This is a genomic window from Motilibacter deserti (assembly GCF_011250635.1).
Taxonomy (GTDB): Bacteria; Actinomycetota; Actinomycetes; order Motilibacterales; family Motilibacteraceae; genus Motilibacter_A; species Motilibacter_A deserti.
The window spans coordinates 1-1,109 of the sequence record NZ_JAANNP010000243.1 but is presented as its reverse complement, the minus strand read 5'-3'; the positions used below and the strand labels follow the sequence as shown (position 1 = coordinate 1,109).

Annotated in this window: 1 tRNA gene and 1 pseudogene; both read right to left on the bottom strand. The window is 78.7% G+C overall.

The features are described 5' to 3' along the window. Positions 1-196: 196 nt before the first annotated feature. Positions 197-270 (bottom strand) — tRNA-Ala (locus G9H71_RS22800). Between the two features lie 81 nt (positions 271-351). Then, positions 352-1,109, bottom strand: a pseudogene (locus G9H71_RS22795) (hypothetical protein); the annotation flags it as partial.

Below are 1,109 nucleotides of genomic sequence, written 5' to 3'. Positions count from 1 at the left end.
GGCGGACGGCGTGGCCATGGTGCTCCTTCGCTGCTGAGGCCCTCGGACAAGGCACTGACGGGCGGCCTGCGGCGACGCTACCCGAGCGCCGGCCTCGTCCGGCCGGGTCGCCGCTGCGATCTCCGCCACCCCAGAGGGGCAGCCGACGGCGCCGGAAAAGCAAGAAGCCCGGCTCCGAAGAGCCGGGCTGTCTGGGTGGAGCTGAGGGGATTTGAACCCCTGACCCCCTCGATGCGAACGAGGTGCGCTACCGGACTGCGCTACAGCCCCAGAACGTGAAGAAGCATAGCCGACGGCCGGAGGGCGGTGCGCAGCGGGCGCCGCGGCGCCACCCGGGCCTCAGCCGTCGGCTCAGTCGCCGACGGCCCGCCGGTGCTCCAGGATCGCGTCGAGCTCGTCGTCGGACTCCGCCGCCGGGCGCTGCGGGGCGGCCGGCCGGGAGGCGGCCTCGTCGGCCGCGGGAGCCGCCGGGGCGGCGGGAGTGGCAGGGGCAGCGTCGTCGCGTCGGGCGTCGCCCCAGAAGGCGGCGACGTCGCGGTCGCGCAGCCGCTCGGGCGCGCGCGGCTTGGTGACGTAGGTCGGCAGCGGCACCGGGCGCGGGTCCCACCCGTCGTCGAGCAGCTCGTCGATCCCGGCCTCCTCGGCCTCGGCGCTCTCGGCCACGTCGGGCTCGGCCGCGGCGTCCGACCGCGAGCCGGCGCGCCGGGCGGCCAGCAGCCCTGACACGGCGCTGAGCCGCCGTGCCCGGGCGGCGGTACGCCGGTCGACGGCCTGCCGCGAGCGCTGCAGCTGCGCCCGGGCGCGCGCCTGCAGCCGCAGGTGCACCACGTATGCGGCCAGCAGCAGCCCGAGCAGGAGCGGCACGACGCCCGGCAGCCAGCCGACGAGCATGACGAGCAGGCTGAGCAGGAACGCCAGCGCGAGGCCGAGCAGGTTGCGCCGGCGCCGGACGGCGAGGCTCGGCCGGCGCGCCGGGCCCTCGCCGCGGCGTACGGGCGGGCGGCCGCTGCTCGGGCGCGAGGCCGGGCGGGACGTGGGCCGGGGTGCCGGACGTACGGGCTGGCGGGCCTGCTGGGCGGCGGGGCGGGCCTGCACCGGGGCGGGCCGCG